This is a genomic window from Sulfuricurvum sp., assembly GCF_028688295.1.
In the GTDB taxonomy this organism is placed as follows: Bacteria; Campylobacterota; Campylobacteria; order Campylobacterales; family Sulfurimonadaceae; genus Sulfuricurvum.
Window position 1 is genome coordinate 1 of sequence record NZ_JAQTYM010000106.1, and the last position, 4702, is coordinate 4702.

Annotated in this window: 9 protein-coding genes and 1 pseudogene; 9 read left to right on the forward strand and 1 reads right to left on the reverse strand. The window is 39.9% G+C overall.

What is annotated here, in order from left to right; all coding sequences use genetic code 11:
* Positions 1-7 precede the first annotated feature (7 nt).
* The 9 genes from PHR02_RS13620 (at position 8) to PHR02_RS13035 (ending at position 4202) form a co-directional block, all read left to right on the forward strand.
* Entirely contained in the window at positions 8-121 is a 114-nt protein-coding gene (locus PHR02_RS13620) for a BON domain-containing protein (protein WP_366141208.1), read from the forward strand.
* A 19-nt stretch (positions 122-140) separates the two neighbouring features.
* Positions 141-290, forward strand: coding sequence for a lmo0937 family membrane protein (locus PHR02_RS13000; RefSeq protein WP_299992663.1), 150 nt, complete (start codon positions 141-143; stop codon positions 288-290).
* 22 nt (positions 291-312) lie between these two features.
* A complete protein-coding gene (locus PHR02_RS13005) occupies positions 313-603 on the forward strand; it encodes a hypothetical protein (RefSeq protein WP_299992664.1) in 291 nt (96 codons plus the stop codon).
* A 21-nt stretch (positions 604-624) separates the two neighbouring features.
* Positions 625-993: a hypothetical protein gene (locus PHR02_RS13010; protein WP_299992665.1), complete on the forward strand. Its 369-nt coding sequence runs from the start codon at positions 625-627 to the stop codon at positions 991-993.
* A gap of 34 nt (positions 994-1027) precedes the next feature.
* Positions 1028-1963, forward strand: a complete 936-nt coding sequence (locus PHR02_RS13015) for a phospholipase A (RefSeq protein WP_299992667.1) — start codon at positions 1028-1030, stop codon at positions 1961-1963.
* A 62-nt stretch (positions 1964-2025) separates the two neighbouring features.
* A complete protein-coding gene (locus tag PHR02_RS13020; RefSeq protein ID WP_299992669.1) occupies positions 2026-2412 on the forward strand; it encodes a PA2779 family protein in 387 nt (128 codons plus the stop codon).
* Positions 2387-3364 (forward strand): PA2778 family cysteine peptidase, encoded by a 978-nt coding sequence (locus PHR02_RS13025; protein WP_299992670.1) that lies wholly within the window; start codon positions 2387-2389, stop codon positions 3362-3364. The genes PHR02_RS13020 and PHR02_RS13025 overlap by 26 nt, the downstream gene beginning before the upstream one ends.
* A 204-nt stretch (positions 3365-3568) precedes the next feature.
* A complete protein-coding gene (locus PHR02_RS13030; RefSeq protein WP_299992672.1) occupies positions 3569-3862 on the forward strand; it encodes a nucleotidyltransferase family protein in 294 nt (97 codons plus the stop codon).
* Complete coding sequence (locus PHR02_RS13035; protein ID WP_299992674.1) at positions 3855-4202, forward strand: DUF86 domain-containing protein; 348 nt, start codon at positions 3855-3857, stop codon at positions 4200-4202. The genes PHR02_RS13030 and PHR02_RS13035 overlap by 8 nt, the downstream gene beginning before the upstream one ends.
* A 110-nt stretch (positions 4203-4312) precedes the next feature.
* Here PHR02_RS13035 and clpX read toward each other — a convergent pair.
* A pseudogene (clpX, locus tag PHR02_RS13040) lies at positions 4313-4702 on the reverse strand (ATP-dependent Clp protease ATP-binding subunit ClpX); the annotation flags it as partial.

Genomic DNA, 4702 nt, shown 5'->3' on the forward strand with positions numbered 1-4702 from the left:
CAATGCAGTGGTAACACTAAGTGGTAAAGCTAAAAATGATGCTGAACGCGACTTGGTGAGTAAACTTGCCGAAGATGTTGAGGGTGTTACGAATGTCATCAATAAAATGACTATTGAATAATACGTTAAAGGAGTCAAATATGCTGTGGACAATAGCGGTAATTCTATTGGTTTTATGGGCATTAGGACTGGTCAGCAGTTATACATTGGGTGGATTTATCCACCTGTTATTGATGTTGGCGATTATCGTCGTTCTGATCCGTGTGATCCAAGGACGGCGCGTGCTCTGAGGAGCAAACTAAGGAAAATAGTATGAATTATAAAGAACTTTATCAACAAAAAAAAGAGGCAGAAATTGCGATCTGGAAATCAGATATCGTTAAACTCAAAGCCAAAGCCTCCATGGCAAGTGCCGATGCACAGATCGAGATGAATAAACATATTGATGCGTTAGAAAAGAAAATCAATGAGGGAAAAACAAAGCTCTCCGATTTGATCAAAGCGACCGATGAGATGTACGAATCGATGAAAACCAATGTGGAGTTAGCATGGGATTCGGTAAAAATAGCACTTAATGAGACTGCTTCAAAAATTAAAAGTTAGAGTAACACAAAAGGATTTTCAATGAAAAATTTTAAACTAGTAACATTAACCGCTATTACGATGATAGCACTGAGCGGTTGTACCGCAAAATCACCTACAACTGCTGATTTCATGCGGATGCATGCAACTGATGAAAAAGAGATAGGACTCGATCAAAAAGCGATAGCTAAAGAGTGGGATCGCGGATCAAAACTGAAAACTTCAGGTGAAGAACTCATCATAAATGGTGAAAAACTGATCAAAAGCGGAGATCAAGATATGACTCTCGGTCGTCAAAAGATAGAGCAGGGTAATAAAGATACCGCTGAGGGGACAACGATTATGGGTGAAAGCGAGCGTTTATTTAAGGAAAAATATCCTGACTTGAAACTCGATCTTAATAAAGAATAATCTGTTTTAAATAAAAGCGATAGCAAGGATACTCATGAAACAACTGCTATGGTTGCTATTCCTAAACAGTGCATTGATAGCCATAGAAGATAATACTTCTATGCGTGCCGACAAGCAGGTTTATCATATCGATCCTGTCACCGATAAAGAAATGCAGAAATTTAGACTTGAACATTTGAATATGCCAAGTAATTCTGAGGAACGTCAATTGTTGGTATCTACAATGTTTAGTAATTTTGGAATACTTCCTCATAATAAAACATTTTTAATACCCTTTTCGTATACAACAGAAAATTACAAGAAACGTAACAGTGTTCAATACCCTGGATATCATGTTTTTGATAGAAATATCGAAACAGAATTTCAGATAAGTTTTAAAAAAACATTTACCTATGATTTACTAGGTTTGAATGAAACTCTTTCTTTGGGATACACGCAAGAAGTATGGTGGCAGTTGTATGCAAATTCTGCCCCTTTTAGGGAAACAAATTATAGACCTGAATTTTGGATAACCATTCCCACTACGCGTGAGCTTGACTTGCAAAGTGGTTTGAAAGATATCAGTATCGGATTTTTACATGAATCCAACGGGCTTGGAGAACCATTGTCGCGGGAGCTGAATCAAGTATATACGGATTTGGATTTTCAATACAATGATTTATTGATCCAATTAAGAGGATGGTATATTCACGCCGGTCGTGAGAATAAAGATATCACTTCTTATCTCGGATATGGTCATTTGAAGGTTAAATATCTATATGGTCAGCATCAATTTGAATTAATGTTGCGTGATAATCTCTATTTTAATAGCAACAACCGAGGCTCAATAGAAGGTGAATGGTCATATCCAATCAATAACTCTAAAAATAATTTTTGGTACCTAAAAGGTTTTAGTGGTTATGGTGCCAGTTTAATGGACTATAATCATCGACAAAATCGTCTAGGAATCGGATTGTTATTTTCTAGATAATCAATCTAATGTTAACATTCGGGTAGTAAAATACCAAATGAAAACAAATTAAAGGAAAACACATGTCTATGTCAAAAGTGATTTTATCGTTCGTATTGAGTGTTACCCTGTTTGCCCAAGTTTCATGGGCTCAAATGGCTTCAACAGAGGCAGTACTAGAGCAACCGGTATCGGTTTCATCACATGAAAAAGTGAGTCAGTTTGTTACGCGTGAGGATGTTGCTAAAACATTTGAAACGATGGGAGTTGATCCTATTATGGTTGAGCAAAGAATTGCCCTTATGAGTGATGAAGAGATAGCAACCATCTCTTCTGAAATCGATACATTACCAGCTGGTGGTGATTTCGGAGGTCTTGTAGGTGCCGTTGTTTTTGTTTTTGTAGTTTTGTTGATCACCGATATCCTCGGATTCACAAAAATATTTGGATTTACACGCTCAGTACGTTAACCAAATGGTAAACTACTGCCGTATCTTATTTTATGCAATCCTCGCCATCTTTATGGTGACGGGTTGTACTCCTAAAGATCCGTTTCCTAGCGAACAACATTACACTTCTTCAACCATTAACGTCCCTTTTATCCCTCCTCGTTCAGAACTGTGCGGTTCAACAGCCATAGAGATGATTGCTTCGTATTGGCAATTACAAAAAAGTTTTTCTCCAAAACTCTCTACTCAAGAGATAGATGCTCGCACACTGATTCCGGCAAAGCGGGGGACACTACAGATAGAAATGGTTACTGCTGCACGATCTAATGGTCTGATCGCTTATCCGTTGGAGCCGACCTATGATGCACTTTTTGGTGAACTTGAAGCCAATCATCCCATAATTGTACTGGTGAATCGCAGTTTATCATGGCATCCGCTTTGGCATTATGTTCCTGTGATCGGATACGATGAACAAAAACGGAGCATACACGCTCATTTTTCAGATCAACCGAACGAAGCACTCTCTATTGCAACCTTCGCCGCGCTGTGGAAACGAAGTGGGAACTGGGGAATTATTCTTCTTCCGCCGGGCGAGATTCCGGCATCGGTTAGTGTAAAAACACTTCTGCGCGCTGTGTACGCGTTTGAGAAATCAGGTAATAGTGATGAAGCCATAGTTACCTATAAAAGTGCACTGAAACGATGGCCCGATAATACGGACATTCTTTTTGCCTTAGCCAATAGCTCGTATAACGCGTCACACCTGATTGAGGCAGAGGAAAATTATCGCAAACTTTTAACGCTGAATCCCACCCATCCATTTGCGTTGAATAATCTAGCGATATTGTTGTCTCACAGTGGCAGGTCCTCTGAAGGGTTAAAAATGCTTGATAAGGTTGTGAGTGATGATCCTAAAATAAAATCATTGATAAGCGATTCAAGAGAAGAAATTTTGCGAGCTCTCAAGCACTAGCTTGAGAGTGTATATTATCTGTCTTGGCAAACTGCTGATCGGTTAAGGTGACTTTATCGATCTCTTTTTTGAAAAGCTTATGTCGTATGCGTTGGCGCGTTAGGCAGTTATTCTCTCTTTTTCAAATCATCAGTAGTATAATACATAAAAATAATGGTTGATGCTACTATGCAAAATCGGGCTATAATTTTAAAGGAGTGAACTATGATCTCGAAATTGAATATTCTCGCTTTTCTTTCAGAGCATAAAGAGACATTGCACGAGCGTTTCGGTGTCACTCAAATCGGTTTATTCGGGAGTTACGCACGAGACGAAGCCAATGAAGAGAGCGATGTTGATATTGCCGTTGAGATCGAAGCCCCTAACAAATTCAGAAGTTTTTTCGGCTTGAAACACTATTTGGAAACTAATCTCTACCCTAAAATTGATCTTGGAATCGAAAGCACTTTGAAGCCGATTGCCAAAGAGTTCGTGAGTAAAGAGATCATTTATGTCTAAACGCGATTATTATCTCTATGTCAGCGATATGATCGAATCGATTGAAGCGATAGAGAGTTATGTGGGCGGGCTTGATTTCGAGGGATTTTTGAATGATCGAAAAACCTACAGTGCGACGTTACGGGAATATATCGTAATCGGCGAAGCAATCAATGCGATTATCGATCTGCTAGAAAAGCGTTTTCCCGATTATGAGTGGCGATTAGTAAAGGATTTTCGCAATTTTATCGTTCATGAATATTTCGGAGTCGATCCGCGAATCGTGTGGGATTTAACGACGCAGGAATTGCCGATTTTAAAAGCAAAAATAGAGCTTTTGAAGCCGTCGGACTTTAATTGAGTTTATGGGCAATTGAACGATAGCTATACGCTCCCACTCGGGAGAGTGGGAGCGAGAGAAACTATGAACGATCACCCTTCGACATGCTCAGGGCGAACGGTGATATAAAATTATGCTTCCGCGTGATCTTCCGTAGTCTTATAAACATAGATTGGTTCATTCGTAGCATCTTCGATCACCGCTTCGGTAATCGTGAGACTTTGCAGGTTCTTTTTCGATGGGCAGCTAAACTGTAACGGTAACATCGCTTCTTCGATGATACTGCGAAGTCCGCGTGCGCCTACACCTCTGTCTATCGCTTTTTGAGCCACCGCATCGAGGGCTTTTGCCTCGAAGTTAAGCTCGATACCATCCATATCAAACAGCGCTTGGAACTGTTTGATGAGGGCGTTGTCGGGTTCTTGGAGGATTTGAACCATTTGATCTTTGGTGAGTTCGCGCAGTTGAGCGACTACGGGGATACGTCCGATGAACTCTGGGATGATTCCATAGTGTACCAA

What these genes read in the sequence shown, in the direction of transcription:
- PHR02_RS13000 (WP_299992663.1), top strand. Translation starts at nt 141, where the DNA reads ATGCTGTGGACAATAGCGGTAATTCTATTGGTTTTATGGGCATTAGGA.
- PHR02_RS13005 (WP_299992664.1), top strand. Translation starts at nt 313, where the DNA reads ATGAATTATAAAGAACTTTATCAACAAAAAAAAGAGGCAGAAATTGCG.
- PHR02_RS13010 (WP_299992665.1), top strand. Translation starts at nt 625, where the DNA reads ATGAAAAATTTTAAACTAGTAACATTAACCGCTATTACGATGATAGCA.
- PHR02_RS13015 (WP_299992667.1), top strand. Translation starts at nt 1,028, where the DNA reads ATGAAACAACTGCTATGGTTGCTATTCCTAAACAGTGCATTGATAGCC.
- PHR02_RS13020 (WP_299992669.1), top strand. Translation starts at nt 2,026, where the DNA reads ATGTCTATGTCAAAAGTGATTTTATCGTTCGTATTGAGTGTTACCCTG.
- PHR02_RS13030 (WP_299992672.1), top strand. Translation starts at nt 3,569, where the DNA reads ATGATCTCGAAATTGAATATTCTCGCTTTTCTTTCAGAGCATAAAGAG.
- PHR02_RS13035 (WP_299992674.1), top strand. Translation starts at nt 3,855, where the DNA reads ATGTCTAAACGCGATTATTATCTCTATGTCAGCGATATGATCGAATCG.